Below are 16358 nucleotides of genomic sequence, written 5' to 3'. Positions count from 1 at the left end.
CGAAGGCCAGACCGAGCTTTTGAGCGTAGCGAAAAAGCGATGGGCCGAGCAGACCTGCGAGCCCTGACACAGCCCGACCCGCCCGCAGGGCGGGGCAGCCCCAAAAAAAATTAAATAGAGACCTTGGCCTTAATATGCGGATGAGGATCGTAATTTTCTAGTTGGAAATCTTCATAGACAAAGCTAAAGAGATCCGTTTTTTTAGGGTTGATCTTCATCTTGGGCAAGGGACGAGGGGCTCTTGCTAGTTGTGTTTGGGCCTGCTCCAAATGGTTTTGGTAGAGGTGCAAATCGCCAAAAGTATGCACAAAATCGCCAGCTTCTAGGCCCGTTACCTGCGCCATCATGAGGGTCAGTAGGGCATAGGAGGCAATATTGAAGGGAACGCCCAAAAAGGCGTCGGCGCTGCGCTGATAGAGCTGGCAAGAGAGTTTTCCATGGGCCACATAAAACTGAAAAAGGCAGTGGCAGGGCGAGAGGGCCATATCTGGCAAATCGGCTACATTCCAGGCCGAAACAATAATGCGTCGGGAGTTGGGATTGTTTTTAATCAGCTCAATAGCCTGCTGGATTTGGTCGATGCTCTCGCCCTTATGGTTGCTCCAGCTTCGCCATTGTTTGCCATAAACAGGGCCCAATTCTCCATGTTCATCGGCCCATTCGTTCCAGATGCGCACCCCATGTTCCTGCAAATAAGCGACATTGGTATCGCCTTTAAGGAACCAGAGCAGCTCGTGAATAATGGACTTGAGATGGAGCTTTTTGGTGGTTAGTAGGGGAAAGCCTTCTTGCAGATTAAAGCGCATTTGGTAGCCAAAAACAGAGCGGGTACCAGTGCCTGTTCTATCGCCTTTGTCTACGCCCTCCTTTAAAATATGATCGAGTAAATCGAGATAAGCTTGCATTAAGCGAGTTTTTCTTTTAGTTCATCAAAAGAGAGGAGGCCCAACTGTTCTTTTCTGTTAGCTTCCATCACTTTATATTCAAAAAATGGATTTTGAGGGGGGCAGGCGGGCCCTAGCGGCTGCGTTTTTGATAAAATGCCCACGCCCCAATCGCTATCGATGCAGCAAGACTGAATGCTCTGCTCTTGTCTCCACTTAAAAAAGGCCTTCCAAGTGGTGCCATTCCAGTAGCCTCTAGCGGGCGAATGATGGTAGGCATAATCCTCTCGGGCATGGTATTCTGTGGGTGGATTACAATCGTGTAGAACAACAAAGCCATGCGGTTGAATAAACTGTAGGGCATGCTCAATATCGCGGTCCACCTGTTCGGCTAGGTGCAGGCCATCAATAAAAATGACATCAAAGCGATGATTAGGAGAAAGGACTTTTCCTTGGGCCAACTGCTCAAAAAACTGGTCGCTAGTGAGCTTAAAATCTACGGGGTTTTCTTCAAACTCGACACCGGGGTCTACACTATACTTATTTTTCGCCTGAATGAGGTTAAAGTTATGATCGGGATTGCGCACCCCAATTTCTAGATATTCGCTAGCTGCATTATGCTTGGCCGTTTGGGCCAATAGATAGTTAATAATATCTGTTCGGCTAGGCGTTTTGGCCTTTTCTCGGTCGCTTGCTCTTTGTCCCTCTGCCTGATAAGGGTTATCGATCAGTTGTTGCTTAATGCTTTTCAGGTATTTTTTCATAGGAAGAACATTTAGTAGAGTTCATTAAAAAAGGCAGGACCGATGTAGATCCTGCCTTTAGAAGGAGAGAGATGCAAATTAGAGAATCAACATAGCGTCTCCATAGCTATAGAAGCGATATTTTTGTTCTACAGCCTGACGGTAAGCTTCCATCATCAGGTCGTAGCCACCAAAGGCACAAATCATAATCACTAGGCTAGATTTGGGCAGGTGGAAATTGGTAATCATACAATCGGCAATACTAAAGTCGTAAGGCGGATAGATAAAGCGGTTGGTCCAACCCTCTGCAGGCTTAAGCAAGCTATGAGCAGAAACGGAAGACTCAATAGAACGCATAGAGGTGGTTCCTAGGGCGCAACGGCGTTTGCCTTGCTTGATAGCCTCATTCACGGTATCACAAACGGGCTGGCTAATCTTGAAGTACTCGGCGTCCATTTTGTGCTTAGACAAATCTTCTACCTCAATATTGCGGAAAGTACCCAGGCCAACATGCAAGGTCAATTCAGCAAATTCTACTCCTTTCAATTCCAAACGCTTCATGACCTCATGGCTCATGTGCAAACCAGCAGTTGGTGCGGCTACGGCCCCCACTTCCTTAGCATAAATAGTTTGGTAACGCTCTGTGTCTAGCTCCTCTAGATCGCGCTTGATATACTTGGGCAAAGGCGTTTGGCCCAATTTGTAAAGCTGTGCGCGAAACTCTTCATTGGGGCCATCATACAAAAAGCGAATGGTCCGCCCTCTAGATGTTGTGTTGTCTACTACCTCAGCAACTAACAATTCTACGCCATCTTCATCATTGAAATACAGCTTGTTGCCTACCCGAATTTTACGTGCAGGATCTACTAGTACATCCCAAAGTTTTTGCTCTTCATTGAGCTCTCTCAACAAGAATACCTCAATTTTGGCCCCTGTTTTCTCCTTTTGTCCATACAAACGAGCAGGAAAAACCTTGGTGTTGTTCATGATAAATACGTCTCCATCATCAAAATACTCAATGATGTCTCTAAACTGACGGTGTTCAATTTTTCCGCTATCGCGGTGCACTACCATTAGGCGCGATTCATCGCGGTTCTCTACGGGATATTGTGCAATTAGCTCCTGTGGGAGGTCAAAGTTAAACTGAGATAGTTTCATAGTCGTTACGGCTCCTATAAAATGATAAAATAAATGGGTGCTAGACCCAAAGCGCAAAGATAAAAATCTATCTCGCTTTATTGCCGCCTTCCAATAGTATTTTTTTTGATGTGGGGGATTTGGGGCCCGCGGCCAGCAAAGCTGGCCGCCGCTATGCTGCGGGGCTCACAGGTCTGTTCGGCCCTGCAGCCGCCTGCGGCGGCTTTGGTCTGGCCTTCGGCCACCCCTCCGCAGCGCTGGGCCGTTTGGCCTTCGGCCATGGCGGCTTCGCCGCTATCTGCAGCCAGTCTTGCTGGGCTTTGATTCTTCTCGCCAAGCCCCTGCTTTGTTTGTAGAAGATCTTAGCGGCTCGCATTGCTCTATTATTTTTCCAGCCAATGCTTAGATAGGATCCCTCAGCCTATTGGCTAGAAAAAAAATGGTCCAAAAGAGTTGCATTGCTCTATTATTTTTCCAAGAAATGCTTAGATAGGATCCCTCAGCCCATTGGCTAGAAAAAAAATGGTCCAAAAGAGTTGCATTGGCCTATTATTTTTCCAGCCAATGCTTAGATAGAATCCCTCAGCCTATTGGCTAGAAAAAAAATGGTCCAAAAGAGTTGCATTGCTCTATTATTTTTCCAAGAAATGCTTAGATAGGATCCCTCAGCCTATTGGCTAGAAAAAAAATGGTCCAAAAGAGTTGCATTGGCCTATTATTTTTCCAAGAAATGCTTGCCAACAGTTGTCAAGGACCTATTGTTGGAAAAAAACTGCTTCTTGACAATTATTTGCTTATTCTTTTTGTGTAGGGAAGAGGGCAGGGGCTTGAACAAAAAACAGCCTCCTTGAAAAAGGAGGCTGTTTAGAAGACCTATCTCTAGGGCCTAGATATAACCGAAGCGCTTGGCACGATCGGGATATTTAGCAATACAGAGTTGTCTTATAGACTTGCCAAAAGGCATTTGGAAGTGCGGCTTATCGACAAAGCCTTTCCAGTCGCCTCCCCACTCAAAGCCAAAACGCTTTCCTACGGCAGCAATTTTGGGCCAGTCGCAGTTCCAAATGACTTGGCCATTTTTAATTTCTACCACATCAATGGCTAGACCGTAGTTATGGTAACTTTGCCCCCCTTGGGCCTTAGTTACATTGTCTTTTTTATAAAGGGCATCTTGTTCGGCCACAGTGCGTAGGGCAGAGGTAACACGCAGCTTAATGCCTAGCTCTTGTTCTACCGTATTGATAAAGCCATAGGCAGCTTTTTGTACACGGGCATCAAGGGTTGGGATTCTGTTGTTGGTATGCTTGTCCCAAGTTTTATTGGCACCTCGGTATTCCTCGGCTACAGTAGTGTTTTCTGTTGTTTCTTTGGTGCCTGCATCTGCTGCGGTGCCTGCTCCAGCAGGCGTATTGAGTTTTTGGTCCACTTGCAGTTTGGACCATTTTACGCCAGCATTGACCTCAGAGAGGGCATCGAAGCTAATGCCGAGTTTTCCAGCAATTTTATAGCCCGTATCGCCACTGACTACCGTATAGCTCCCCATCTGAGGGGTTTCCTCTTTGGGGGCTGCGGTTTCGGCGGCTTGGCTGCCCGGAACTTGTAGTTTTTGACCCACTTGCAATTTGGTCCAAACTACAGCAGCATTTGCAGCAGAAAGCTCATCGAAGCTAATGCCTAGCTTTCCAGCGATTTTATAACCTGTATCGCCAGCTACTACGGTGTAGTCGCCGCTAGTTGTAGGCGTTTCTTTGGCAGGGTTATTATTTTCTGTATTGGTATTTTCTGTAGTATTACTATCTGTTTCTCCTTGAGGGGGAGTTTCTTCTTTTGGGCTTGTTGTGTCTCCTTGGATTGTGGCAATATCGTCAATTGTTTCGGAGAGGGTGTCCTGTTTTTCAAGGAAGGTATCTACCTTGGGGCCATAAGCAGAAACCTCCTTATATTTAAGGTCAATAGCTTCTGATTTGGAGCCAGAAGCATTTTTACTTTTTCCATTTCCAGTCAAATAGTACTTATAGATTCCGCCTCTTTCAATAGCAGGTTTTAGATATTCTGGTTTGATAAAATCTACGGTAGGCTTGGCACTACCGCCTTTTTCGGCATTTTCTATGGCCCATTTTACGGTACCTTCTCCTGCGTTGTAGGCGGTAACGGCAATAGTTGTAAAGTTGGGGTCATCGGTACTCACGCCCATAGATTTGGCTTTTGATTTGAGTACGGCTGCGCCAAAAAGAGTATTGATTTCGGGGTCTTTCCAGTAGGTATCAAAATCGTATTTACTGAGTTCAGAATTTTTCTCTTGGATTCCCTTCCAGGTACTTTTCGTAATTTGCATCAGGCCAAAAGCGGCTCCGCTAGAAGCGTCGGGTACCCCTCCTGATTCTACGGCCATAATAGCCTTTAGGTGGTCGACCTTCATGCCGTATTTTTCGGCGGCTTTTTCAATATGGGGGCTATATTCTTCTACTTTGAGGACTTTTTTCTCGTAGCCATCTAGTGTTTTGCCAGTGAGCAGATGAAACCAGCTACTTCCGCCTACATCTACACGGCCATCAGGGTTACTGACCCCCATTTTTGATTTTTGGTAATTATAGATAGCAGATTTACAATTGCTGTCGCATTCACCATTGAGGGGCAAATTAGCTCCTCGTTTATTGAGTAACTGTTGGATGGTAACAACATCGGCAGGGTCATTTTTTCCGCCACTATCGCCAACAGATCCTTTAATGGGATAATTGCCTTGAATGCTGGGCGCTTCATTTGTAGAGCTGGCTGTTTCTCCCTCGCTGCTTTCTTCGCTACTGCTACTGCTTTCGCTACTACTAGCGCCGCTGAGCTGTCCCTGAATTTTGTTAATGAGTTGGCCAATTTTATCGAGAACGGATTGTTCTTCTTGGTCAATTTTGCCATCATCGCTTTTAAAAAGCGTCTTGAGGCTATCTAGATTCTTGTTGTACTTGTCTAAAAGTGCTTGTAACTCTACTTTCGTCATAATGCTATGTTTTTAATATTTTGGCGATGCTAATATATTAAAAAAGCTCAAAAGAAAGCGCTAGAGAGTTAACTTATTCTAATAGAAATCGGCCCCCTTAACAACTTAAGGGGGCCGAAGAAGGCCGCTTGGCTGAAAGAAGACCGTTGAGCGGATGAGCGATGCGCAGCAGTGGCCGCAGGCCAGACCAAAGCGGCGAAGCCGCTGCAGGGCCGAGCGAAGAGCGAGCTGCGGAGCGTAGCGACCCGAGCCGAAGGCGAGGGGCAGCCCCTAAAAAAAACTAAATAGCCACTAACTTCCCGGCTTGCAATTGATAGTTTTCGCCAGTTTCGGGACAGCTAGCCTGCCCATGTTCATTGAGTTCTAGGCGGTGGCCAGCTCTAGACATCCAGCCGACTTGTTTGGCGGGATTGCCCAGCCAGAGAGAGTAGGCGGGGGCGTTTTTAGTGAGAACAGCCCCAGCGCCCACAAAGGCATATTGGCCCAAACGGAGGCCGCAAACGATGGTGGCATTGGCACCAATACTCACGCCTTTTTCTAGATAAGTGGTTTTGTATTCTGCTTTTCGGACGATGCCCGCCCTAGGGTTGAGTACATTGGTAAAGACCATAGAAGGGCCCAGAAAAACCTCCTCTTCACAGATCACGCCCGTATAAATAGAGACATTATTTTGGACCTTACAGCCTTGACCAAGTTGGACCTCATTGGCCACAAAAACATTTTGGCCTAGGCTGCAATTTTTGCCGATAATAGCGCCGGGCATCAGGTGGCAAAAATGCCAAATCTTGCTGCCTTCGCCAATTTGAGCGCCGGGATCTACGATGGCGCTAGGGTGGATAAAAGTAGACATTACCATCTGCGTTTTTCGACGGAAAGCTGGCTAGCCAGCAAAAAGATACCAATAATACTAAGGAAATAAAGGAGGTCGCGGCTATCGACTAGGCCCCGACTAATAGAGGCATAATGAAAGCTAATGCCGAGAGATTCTACGATAGCATCGGTTTGTCCGAAGAAAATGGGCAACTTGCTAATGCTGCCAAAGGCATCGTAGAAAAAGGCCGAGAGAAAAAGGCCCAAAATAAAGGCGACAATTTGGTTTTTGCTCAGGGTAGAGGCAAAAAGGCCAATAGCGGCAAAGCAGGCGCCGAGGAAAAAGAGGCCCAAATAAGAGCCCATACTTGCGCCAATGTCTAAATTTCCTTTGGGGTCGCCCAGCTCATAAATCGAAAAGAAATAAATGAGGGTAGGCAAAATGGAGAAAAAGACCAGAAAGAGGGCCGCAAAATATTTGCCCAGCAAAATCTCCCAATCTTTAAGCGGCCGAGTGACCAACAGCTCAATGGTTCCCGTTTGGATTTCCTCCGAAAAAGAGCGCATCGTAATGGCGGGAATCAGGAAAAGGAAAATATAGGGCGCCATACTAAAAAAGCTATCGAGGCTAGCATAGCCGTAGCTAATCACGCTATAATCTGGAAACACCCAGACAAAAAGGCCGGTGCCCAGCAAAAAAACGGCAATGGCAATATAGGCAATCAGCGAGCTGAGAAAAAGGTTAACTTCCTTCTTGAAAATGGTCCACATAAATTAATCTTGTTGGATATAAACAGCTTTTCGGTCGTTATAAATGAGTAAAATTTTAAACAATTTGTCTTCGTATTCTTCTGCTTTAAGGGCCTCTAAAGACTGCAAAAGTCCGGGGTCGTCCTTAATCCAAGCGCGCAAATTTTCATAATTAAAATCCGTCTGCTCGCCCGTTTCAAATTGCAAGATACGTTCTTTAGAGCTAGGTTCTTTATTGATGATCGTTTTTTGCCCAACGGCTTGGCCCGAAAAAGGGTCGTAGATCGTCATGGGCAACTCATGCTCCTTAAAATAGCGGTAATAATAGTAAGAAATTTTACCAACTACATGCAAATGGACCAAATAAGGCGGGCCCTTGGGCTGCTCTACTCGAATATAAGGCTGATTCCGATAGGCAATCCCCCAAATTTCTCCCTGAGCATCAAGCAGTTCCCAGCTGGCCTCCGATAACAACAATAAATTGCCATCTGGAGAAAGAGATTTGGCCCAGCTGCTGGTATCGGGCAAGGGAAAAGCGGGCTGATTGGCCTTAAAATCTTCCCATTGGCGATATACACCCGCCTCAAAAACTGTATTCTGGCTCAATCGCTGAGCGGCCAACTGCTGGCCCAAAAAAAGTAAAAAGAACAAGAAATATTTATACATACTATAGACGTGTTTTTTTTGTTTTGAAAATTTGGGGCTGCCCCTCATTGCATTCGGGTCGGGCCATTGCGCAGCTCGCAGCTCTGCTCGGCCCTGCAGCCCTTCGGGCTTTGGTCTGCCGCCTGCGGCGGCCCTGCTACAGCCCCTCAGCCGCTTCGCTTCGCTCGCCTGCGGCGGCTTCGCCGCCTGCTAGACGCAAGAAAAATCCTTGCCTATTTCAAAACGGCAGCAAATTACAAAAAGAAGAGAAAAGGACCAATTTTGCCATGATTTGCCCGTTTACTAAAGTATATCTTTTGCATATACTTTGAATTTAACTTATTTTGACTACCTTTGTTGAGTACGAAAAAATAAGGCTTGTTAATTAACAATAAGCTAATAATACAAAAGGGGAATAGATAGGCGCAAAACGTATTTTCGCAGTCTATAATATATACCTGATCTAACTACCTTTTCGCAAATCATATAACTTACTTATGCGACATCTCTACTTGGCACTTTTATGCTTACTTGGCTGGCAGTTATCGGCCCAGACAACAATTGCAACTTATGATTTTGAGGCTAGTCCAGCCGCACCAGCTATGATATTTACCCCTACTGGAGGTGGCGTAGCTACGGCTACAGGACCTTTCCCTGCTGGAGAGCCCAGATATGTAAGTGGCACACAAGGCTATGAGTATAATGATGAATCTGGAACGGCCTTATTTACAGGCATGAATACCACGGGCTATACCAATATTGACTTTAGCATTCGTTTGGCTTCTTTTGCTGGAACTAGTGGAAATGGTGCAGATGGTGCAGATGATGTAGTCGTTTCTGTTAGTACTGATGGCGGAGCAACATGGAGTGATGAGTTAGAAATTTCTGGATTTAGTAACTCTCAGTGGTCGTTTTCTGGTGTAGATCAGGCTACAGTTGCCTATGATGGGGACAATTCTGCTGCAAGCTTTTCCTCTTCAGGAGGTTTAGATTATTCTACTTTACAAATTACAGGACTGCCTTCTGTCAGTGATTTGCAAATTCGTTTAGAGCTTGTAAACAATAGTAATAATGAAATCTGGGTGATTGAAGATGCCTTACTGGAAGGAGATCTTGCGGTGGTTTGTCCGCATACGGTAAGTGCTTTTGCCCCAACTTCGGGTCCTGCCGGCACAGAGGTAACCATTACAGGAACTGGCTTTACTGCTGCTACCACAGTCAGTTTTGCTGGCGTTGCTGCTGCTAATATAACTTTTGTTGATGCCACCACACTTATTGCTACTGTACCCACGGCAGCAAATGATGGTCAACTGACGCTTAGCGAATCGGCTTGTGATATTACTACCCCTTATAGCTTTACATACTTAGAAGAAGTGGGAAGCTGTGCAGGTACACCTATTTTTACAGACCTTATTATGTCTGAGGTTTACGATAATAATGGCGGCTCTTTGGGCTATATTGAGGTTTACAATGGTACCGCTAGCCCTATTGATCTTTCAGACTATGAGATTCGCCGTTATGGTACCCTCACAGCAACAAATGTTTCTTTTACTTTTGACTTTCCTGCAATCACTATCAACCCAGGTGAAGTATTGGTTGGTCGCGCAAGTAGTGCTACAGGAGGAGTGGAAGATTTTATTTTTGCAGGTACAACAAGTGGATATAATGAAGATGATCGCTTAGAACTTGTTCATGTTCCCTCTGGAACTGTGGTAGACGATTTTGAAGATCAAGTTGTAGGTGCAGTTGGCTACCTATATCGTAGAAATACTACAGTAACAGGCCCCAACCCCAATTTTGATGCTTCAGAATGGACCACAGGAACCTCTGGAGATGTTTCTAACTTGGGAACTTTTGCTGCGCCCGCTGGCCCGCCCCTCACGCCTCCCACTTTTAGCGCCCAACCTATGGATGTCAATAGCTGCGAGCTACTCATGGGCGTAACCGCCACTGCAAATAATGGCGGTACCCTAACTTACCAATGGTACTTTAACGAAAATGATGGGGCGGCTACAGCTTGGACGGCCGTAAGCGCAGCCGCTTTCCCCAATGCCACTACGGTCAGCGGAGAAACCTCTGATGTTTTATTGATCCAAGGCAATTTGATCGATTATGATGGCTATCAGTTCTACTGCGAAGTCATTGAAGACGGTAACTGCGGAAGCCTAACCGAAGCCGCTCAGTTTAATATCGGTAGCGAACGCTTTTTCCGCTCTGCCACTATTGGTTATTGGACCGATGTAACGAGCTGGGAAATGGCTCCCTCTGCCGCTGGTCCTTGGGTAGCCGCCTGCGATTACCCCCGCTTCGATAATAGCGATTATGTACATATCCTTAATGGTCACCTCATCGAGCTCGACCAAGATATCGAGATTGACCAATTGGTAGTAGAAGCTGGTGGAGAATTAGTGATTCCCGCAAGCCTTCAACTCCGTATCCAAGAAGATACTGGCTCGACTTCCTGCTAGAAGGTACCCTAGAGGACCATGGTGCAGGCGGAGGAAATGGCATTAACTTCCAAACTGGCGCAAGCTGGGAAATGGGCGCTAATGCAAGAATTATCAAAACGGGAAGCAGTACTGTTGCCGCCTACCGAGATAATTATGAAAATGGCATTTCTACTATTCCCGCTACGGCCCACTGGCATTTCCGCTACGCCAATAATGGTACTGTAAGTGTAGTCACGAACAATATGTTCTATCCTAACCTCTATATGGAGTCTGTTAGCGGCGATTATAGCTTTGCTGGCCTCTCGGAGAAATTTAGCGGTAGTGGTGGATTCATGACCGTTAAAGGCGATATGCTGGTCGGAAATACAGGAACTGGGGCCGTAGAGGTGTTCAATAGCAATACGAATGCTAGCCCCATGCAAATTTTGGGAGATCTTATCATCGGTGGAAACCCCAGCGCTTCGATCTCTAAACTAGAAAACAACGACGGCACTACTGCCGGTACAGGTATGGAGGTTTTTGGTAGCCTCTTGATTAACAGCAATGGCCTTCTCGATTATGACGATCCCAATGCTAGCGCTATTGGCCTTTTCCGCTTGCATGGCGATTGGTTAGATGATGCTGCCAATAACGGTTTTGATGAAACTCATGCGGTGGTCGAGTTTGTCGGAAGTACAGACCAAACCATCATCAAAACAAATGCTGGGGCCACCGAAAGCTTCCGCTTTGTTCGCCTGATCAAACCCGCAGGTTTTCTGATCAACAACTGTAGCGATATTTATATTGATGAAGAAATGGATTTTCAACAAGGTATCGTTTTGGGCTCTGCCTCAGAAAGAGTTTACTTTGATGTAGATGCGGCAGCTATCAACGCTTCAGATATTAGCCATGTTGATGGCCCTGTACTTAAAGAAACTTCAGGAACTGGAATCGATGCCTTTACTTATCCCACCGGCGATAATGGCATTTATGGCGCAATCGGTATCGAAACCGCTGTCAATACAGGGGAGTTTTTTGTGGCCCAATACTTTAATCAAGGCTACGGAACTTACAACCTCAATGCTGCCGAACTAGACCATGTTTCTGTACTAGAATACTGGACCCTAGATGAGGTATTTACTGGAACTGGAGCCTCTCTATTTGTTACCCTACACTGGGGCCCTCATAGCCAAGTACTCGACCCCAACGATTTGTTGGTGGGGCATTACTTCACCCAAGCGCCTAGCACAAGCAACCAATGGGAGTCAGAAGGCAATACTTTCCTAACGGGAACGGCAACTTCAGGTAGCATTACTTCTAATGTAGTAACTAGCTTTAGCCCCTTCACTTTGGCCGATGTAGTGGCCCAATTGTCTCTTCCTCTAGAGTTGTTGGATTTTACGGCCCAAAAAGTAGAAGGACAAGCTTTGCTTTCTGCCACTGTAGCCAACGAACATGCTGGCGATGAGTATTGCTTCGAACGCAGCCTAGATGGCGTCAATTTTGAAACTATCGCCTGCTTTACGGCCCAAGAAGATTTGGCCCAAAATACTTACAATACCCTAGACGAGCAGCCCGCTGCTGGCTATAATTACTACCACCTCCGCCAAAATGATGTAGACGGTAGCCAAAGCTATAGCGATGTCAAAGTGCTTTATTTTGGAGAAGCTAGCGGAGAAACTAAACTCTTTCCCATTCCCGCCAATAACCAAATTCAACTAGAGTTGCCAAGCAATCTTGCCGGCTACCAAGCCGAAATTATCGACGCTTTGGGCCGCGTTTTGCAAAGCCAAACAATAGCCCCGCTTCGCCTACAATATAGCTTTGACCTTAGCAATTTGGCCGCCGGTCAATATATCCTACGCCTACAAGCCCCCAACGGCTTGGGCCAAAGCCATAAGTTTACCGTAGAAAAATAACGGTAGCTTTAGCTAAAATGAAAGGGAGTTAGTATCGTGCTAACTCCTTTTTTCTTTTGGGGCTGCCCCTCGCTTCGCTCGGGTCGGGCTGTGTCAGGGCTCGCAGGTCTGCTCGGCCCTTCGTCGCTTCGCTCCTCGGTCTGGCCTTCGGCCCCCCTTATCCATCCCTCAGCCGCGGCGCTGCGCGCCTTTGCAGGTGGCTTCGCCACCTGTAGACCGCAAAAAATAGCCGCTGCATCCGCAGCGGCTATTTTTATAAGGACCAATTTATTCTTGTTTTCTCTTTTGCTCCAACAACCACTCAATAGCTTTATCTCTTTTATTAAATAAACGTATAGGAATATTCCCCTGATTTAAACGAGCAAGGAAATTCCCTAATAATTTAGAAGTTAACCCTTCTACAATAATTGCAGTAGCTTTTATTGATGGTGGTGGACCCAGATTAAATTTTTTACGTGCTTCTATGCTTCCTCCCTTAATATTCCTAATATCAACTAAATGGTAACAGCTTTCTTGCCTTGCTTCAACCATCTCTAAAATACAAGCTTCAATTTCATGGGCATCCTTTATTTCAACCTGATAATTGGGACGAATGATTTGTTCAAGTATAGGATGTTCATTTAACCAAGCTAGAGAACTAGAAGCAAGCTCTACTTTATTTTGGCTATTATCGAGTTTATACACTAAGTTAAGTTTTTATTTATTGCTGTATTCAAGTTAGAGCTTTCTCTTTTTGCTTAAATACAGCCGCAGGAAATACAGGCTTGTTGATGCCCAATAAAAAGTTGCCCAAAAGCTTGGAGAGCGGACTCTTGACCCAAAGGGCGCAAACCACTGCTAATGGCTCTTCCTTAGCTGCAAAGTCTTTGCGGCCTTCTTTCTGCACTGCCCCTCTTAATCTTAGGCATTTCTACTAAAAGGTATACAGGCTTGCCAAAATACAAAGATTTTTCCTGACCGACAAGGAGTCGGCTTGCTGCATATAATAATTATCTTGAATATGGAATAGGATAATATTGCTGTCCGCCATAAATGACCACAATCCATCTGAATGTGGTTGATTTTCGGGATGATACGACATTTTGCTGTTGTGGGTAGAATGCAGTTTTAGGAACGCCCAAAGTTAAGCCCTTGCTTAGGCTTCTTTTGTGCGAAATACCACAGAAGCTTAAACAATCATTCCATCTATTAAAGGGCCATCCAATAATCAGCGAAAAGTCTCGAAAATATTCTGATATAAATTGGGATTCTAGCTAGAATAGTAGATATTTGCGAAGCATTTTCTAGATGCACTTTTATTTTTTTATTTTCAACCTAAACCAAGGGGGTTTTTATGCTAATTATCAATGTAAAAGATAGCGAGACTATCGACCGCGCCCTACGCCGTTACAAGCGTAAAGTAAGAGACACCAAATTGATGCGTGAAGTTCGTACACGCAAACACTTTGAAAAGCCATCTGTGGTGCGTCGTACAGAGAAGCTCAAAGCGGTTTACCGCGATGTTCGTGAGCGCAAGCTCGATCTCTAGCTCGCTACTTTTTTGACATTAGCTAAGGCTCTACCCCCAAAAGGTAGGGTCTTTTTTTATGCCCATTGGTCCAAATGGCCCAGCGCTGCGCAGCCGTGGCCCGAAGGGCCAGACCCAAGCCGCCAAAGGCGGCTGCAGGGCCGAGCAGACCTGCGAGCGGCGCAGCATAGCGGCGGCCGACCTAGCCGAAGGCTAGCCGGCCGCGGGCCCCAAAAAAAACCACCCCAAAAAGGAGTGGTTCAAATCTTAAGCTAACTTCATTTCCGGACAATCATCGGAGGCCACTAAAGCCCCAGCTGTTTTTTCCCGAATCTCTTGGACCGAAACGCCAGGCGCCCGCTCCAACAAATGAAAGGCATTCTCCTTGATCTCGAAGACGCCCAAATCAGTGACTACCTTTTTGATGCAGCCCACGCCCGTAAGCGGTAGGCTACAGCTAGGCAACAACTTAGACTCGCCCTTGCGGTTGGTATGTCGCATGGCCACAATAATGTTTTTGGCCGAAGCCACTAGGTCCATGGCGCCACCCATACCCTTTACCATTTTGCCAGGAATCTTCCAGTTGGCAATATCGCCATTTTGAGCCACTTCCATAGCGCCCAAAACGGTCAAATCAATATGCCCACCCCGGATCATCTCAAAGCTTTCGGCCGAGCTGAACAAAGAAGCGCCAGGCAAAGCCGTAACCGTTTGCTTGCCTGCATTGATGAGGTCGGCATCTACATGTTCTTCGGTAGGGAAGGGGCCCATACCAAGCAAGCCGTTTTCAGATTGCAGAAAAACCTGCATATTTTCGGGAATATAATTGGCGACCAAAGTGGGAATCCCGATGCCCAAATTAACATAATAGCCGTCTTGTAGTTCTTGGGCAATGCGCTGGGCAATGCCGTATTTATCGAGTGCCATAAGATTAAATTTTAAGGGTTAGGCTTGACGAACAGTGCGCTGCTCAATACGTTTTTCATAATCTACACCTTGGAAGATGCGCTGCACATAAACGCCAGGAATATGAATTTCATTGGGATGAAGTTCGCCGGGCTCAAGCAGTTCTTCCACCTCGACCACCGTGATTTTACCCGCTTTGGCCATCATGGGGTTAAAGTTTCGAGCGGTTCCCTTAAAGACCAAATTACCGTGTTTGTCGCCTTTCCAAGCTTTTACCAGAGCAAAATCAGCAGTAAGCGCCGTTTCCATAATATACATACGGCCGTCAAATTCTCGGCATTCTTTGCCCTCGGCCACCTCGGTGCCATAGCCCGTAGGCGTATAAAAGGCGGGAATTCCCGCTCCGCCAGCACGGATGCGCTCGGCCAAGGTGCCCTGAGGAACCAAATCGACCTCTAGCTCGCCAGACAGGAGCTGCCGCTCAAATTCAGCATTTTCGCCAACATAAGACGAAATCATCTTCTTGACCTGTCGCTGCTGAAGCATCAGGCCGATGCCAAAATCATCTACACCAGCATTATTAGAAATGCAGGTAAGGTTTTTAATGCCAGCTTGGACCAAGGCCGAAATAGCATTTTCTGGAATGCCACAAAGGCCAAAACCACCAAGCATCAGCGTCATATTATCTTCTATGCCCTGAATGGCTTCCTGGGCATTTGCCACAACTTTGTTCATAATGGGTTATGCGATTGTTTGTTAGTAAATTACTTGAGCTTGCCCCCTAAAATGGCGCGGGCAATATTTTTTACTTGCACCGGAAATTCCTTGTCGATAATCCAGCGCAAAGTGTTGGGGTGTTTATAGGCGGGCTGCCCTTTCTGGTTGCCAAAATTAAAGAGGATAATGCCCTCCGCATTTCGGACAAAACGGCCGCCTAAATCTACTTTTCGGTTGGCTTGCTGAATAAAATCATGTAGGGCCTGCATATCATTTTTTACGGGCCGTTCATAAACTTTTTCGGTTTTGGGATCCTGCCAATTGCTCTCCGCATAGCGCTCAATTTGCCCCTTGAGGACCTCCGCCGTAGCTCGAGTATCCGCCAGCGCATCATGGGCATTTTCCAAATTTTGCCCACAATAAAAACGCAAAGCTGCCTTAAGCGTTCGAGGCTCCATTTTATAAAAAATTTGCATGGCATCAATCAAGCGGCGGCCCTCAATCGAAAACTCAAAGCCCGCTCTCGAAAATTCTTCCATCAAAACGGGAATATCAAAGCGGTTAGAATTATAACCCGCCAAATCGGAATCGCCAATAAAATCAAGTAGCTCAATGGCCAATAACTTAAAGGGAGGCGCATCTTTGAGCTCCTGCTCACCAAGGCCATGAATGGCCAAGGCCTCTGCCGAACTCGGCTGCCCCGGATTCACCAAATAAGAGCGCTCAATAGCCGCTCCGCCATCTTTGGGGTACTTAATTAGTGCAATCTGCACAATGCGGTCCTTCATAATATCCCCGCCTGTAGTCTCTAAATCTAAAAAGCAGAGATCTTTATCCAATTGAAATTGCATTCGCCCTTTTTCTAATAAGGTAATGAAAATAAATGGCCGCTATTGGGCCAGACTCAAGATAATCAAAT

15 protein-coding genes are annotated in these 16358 nt (G+C 46.2%); 3 read left to right on the top strand and 12 right to left on the bottom strand.

Annotation, left to right across the window (positions count from 1 at the left end):
• Nucleotides 1-110 precede the first annotated feature (110 nt).
• The 7 genes from SGRA_RS00435 to SGRA_RS00400 form a co-directional block, all read right to left on the bottom strand.
• The gene (locus SGRA_RS00435) at nucleotides 111-905 is read right to left on the bottom strand and encodes a thymidylate synthase (protein WP_014373094.1); all 795 of its coding nucleotides are present in this window, start codon (nucleotides 903-905) and stop codon (nucleotides 111-113) included.
• Nucleotides 905-1648, bottom strand: coding sequence for a class I SAM-dependent methyltransferase (locus SGRA_RS00430; RefSeq protein ID WP_014373093.1), 744 nt, complete (start codon nucleotides 1646-1648; stop codon nucleotides 905-907). Before SGRA_RS00430 ends, SGRA_RS00435 begins: the two co-directional genes overlap by 1 nt.
• Before the next feature lie 78 nt (nucleotides 1649-1726).
• A complete protein-coding gene (gene queA / locus SGRA_RS00425) occupies nucleotides 1727-2785 on the bottom strand; it encodes a tRNA preQ1(34) S-adenosylmethionine ribosyltransferase-isomerase QueA (RefSeq protein WP_014373092.1) in 1059 nt (352 codons plus the stop codon).
• A gap of 865 nt (nucleotides 2786-3650) precedes the next feature.
• Nucleotides 3651-5756, bottom strand: coding sequence for a transglycosylase SLT domain-containing protein (locus SGRA_RS00415; protein ID WP_014373088.1), 2106 nt, complete (start codon nucleotides 5754-5756; stop codon nucleotides 3651-3653).
• Nucleotides 5757-6036: 280 nt separating this feature from the next.
• The gene (locus SGRA_RS00410) at nucleotides 6037-6606 is read right to left on the bottom strand and encodes an acyltransferase (RefSeq protein ID WP_014373087.1); all 570 of its coding nucleotides are present in this window, start codon (nucleotides 6604-6606) and stop codon (nucleotides 6037-6039) included.
• Nucleotides 6606-7337 carry a gliding motility-associated ABC transporter permease subunit GldF gene (gene gldF, locus SGRA_RS00405; RefSeq protein ID WP_014373086.1) on the bottom strand — a complete coding sequence of 244 codons (732 nt, stop codon included), beginning with the start codon at nucleotides 7335-7337 and terminating at the stop codon, nucleotides 6606-6608. Before gldF ends, SGRA_RS00410 begins: the two co-directional genes overlap by 1 nt.
• Nucleotides 7338-7340: 3 nt before the next feature.
• Nucleotides 7341-7982 carry a hypothetical protein gene (locus SGRA_RS00400; protein ID WP_014373085.1) on the bottom strand — a complete coding sequence of 214 codons (642 nt, stop codon included), beginning with the start codon at nucleotides 7980-7982 and terminating at the stop codon, nucleotides 7341-7343.
• Between the two features lie 476 nt (nucleotides 7983-8458).
• Between SGRA_RS00400 and SGRA_RS00395 the strand changes: the two genes are divergently transcribed.
• The gene (locus SGRA_RS00395; protein WP_014373083.1) at nucleotides 8459-10429 is read left to right on the top strand and encodes a lamin tail domain-containing protein; all 1971 of its coding nucleotides are present in this window, start codon (nucleotides 8459-8461) and stop codon (nucleotides 10427-10429) included.
• A 71-nt stretch (nucleotides 10430-10500) separates the two neighbouring features.
• A complete protein-coding gene (locus SGRA_RS00390; RefSeq protein WP_014373082.1) occupies nucleotides 10501-12309 on the top strand; it encodes a T9SS type A sorting domain-containing protein in 1809 nt (602 codons plus the stop codon).
• Between the two features lie 267 nt (nucleotides 12310-12576).
• Here SGRA_RS00390 and SGRA_RS00380 read toward each other — a convergent pair whose 3' ends face one another.
• Both SGRA_RS00380 and SGRA_RS24350 read right to left on the bottom strand, forming a co-directional pair.
• Nucleotides 12577-12993: a SpoIIAA family protein gene (locus SGRA_RS00380; protein WP_014373080.1), complete on the bottom strand. Its 417-nt coding sequence runs from the start codon at nucleotides 12991-12993 to the stop codon at nucleotides 12577-12579.
• Nucleotides 12994-13021: 28 nt separating this feature from the next.
• Nucleotides 13022-13195 carry a DUF7793 family protein gene (locus SGRA_RS24350; RefSeq protein ID WP_014373079.1) on the bottom strand — a complete coding sequence of 58 codons (174 nt, stop codon included), beginning with the start codon at nucleotides 13193-13195 and terminating at the stop codon, nucleotides 13022-13024.
• Between the two features lie 447 nt (nucleotides 13196-13642).
• On the opposite strand from SGRA_RS24350, the gene rpsU reads away from it, so the two are divergent.
• Entirely contained in the window at nucleotides 13643-13837 is a 195-nt protein-coding gene (gene rpsU / locus SGRA_RS00370) for a 30S ribosomal protein S21 (protein WP_014373077.1), read from the top strand.
• A 246-nt stretch (nucleotides 13838-14083) separates the two neighbouring features.
• Here the strand turns inward: rpsU and SGRA_RS00365 are convergent, their stop codons facing one another.
• Genes SGRA_RS00365 through SGRA_RS00355 form a run of 3 tightly spaced genes read right to left on the bottom strand, consistent with a single transcriptional unit; the run spans nucleotide 14084 to nucleotide 16290 of the window.
• Nucleotides 14084-14743 (bottom strand): CoA transferase subunit B, encoded by a 660-nt coding sequence (locus SGRA_RS00365; protein WP_014373075.1) that lies wholly within the window; start codon nucleotides 14741-14743, stop codon nucleotides 14084-14086.
• Between the two features lie 18 nt (nucleotides 14744-14761).
• Nucleotides 14762-15457 carry a CoA transferase subunit A gene (locus SGRA_RS00360; RefSeq protein WP_014373074.1) on the bottom strand — a complete coding sequence of 232 codons (696 nt, stop codon included), beginning with the start codon at nucleotides 15455-15457 and terminating at the stop codon, nucleotides 14762-14764.
• A gap of 29 nt (nucleotides 15458-15486) precedes the next feature.
• Nucleotides 15487-16290, bottom strand: coding sequence for a 3'-5' exonuclease (locus SGRA_RS00355; RefSeq protein WP_014373073.1), 804 nt, complete (start codon nucleotides 16288-16290; stop codon nucleotides 15487-15489).
• Nucleotides 16291-16358 lie beyond the last annotated feature (68 nt).

Origin of the sequence: Saprospira grandis str. Lewin (assembly GCF_000250635.1) — a bacterium.
In the GTDB taxonomy this organism is placed as follows: domain Bacteria; phylum Bacteroidota; class Bacteroidia; order Chitinophagales; family Saprospiraceae; genus Saprospira; species Saprospira grandis.
This window is presented reverse-complemented; position numbering and strand designations above follow the sequence as displayed.